The organism is Streptomyces sp. CHD11 (assembly GCF_018638295.1).
In the GTDB taxonomy this organism is placed as follows: domain Bacteria; phylum Actinomycetota; class Actinomycetes; order Streptomycetales; family Streptomycetaceae; genus Streptomyces.
Genome location: NZ_JABTTS010000197.1, coordinates 1 through 305, shown reverse-complemented (window position 1 = coordinate 305; position 305 = coordinate 1). Strand labels below are relative to the sequence as shown.

At 71.8% G+C, this 305-nt stretch carries 1 protein-coding gene; it reads left to right on the top strand.

Annotated features, from left to right (window positions below; all coding sequences use genetic code 11):
• The coding region (locus HTV45_RS33745; protein ID WP_215209664.1) for a hypothetical protein at positions 1–258 on the top strand (258 nt) is incomplete at its 5' end.
• Between the last annotated feature and the right edge of the window lie 47 nt (positions 259–305).

The following is a 305-nucleotide window of genomic DNA, read 5'->3' as shown; positions in this document are numbered from 1 at the left end:
CCCGACCCCTGCGAGGAGGCAACCGAGAGGGAAGGGCCGTCGGGCCTCGTACCGGGCGGAGAGCTGTACCCCGAGGAGGTTGCCGCAGCCGCTGACGATCCTGCCGCCGCCACCCCGGATCTCGTGGAGGTGGCCCGCCTGCTCGTTCCCCGCTCCGTGGGTGCGGTGCTCGGTCTGGCCGACGGCATGCCTGGCATCGACGAGGCGGCCACCACGACTCCGAGCGACAGACCGGCCGACGAGGAGCCTTCGGCATGACGCCTGACCCGACCGTGCACTCCTTCTGGTGGCTCGACCACGACTCC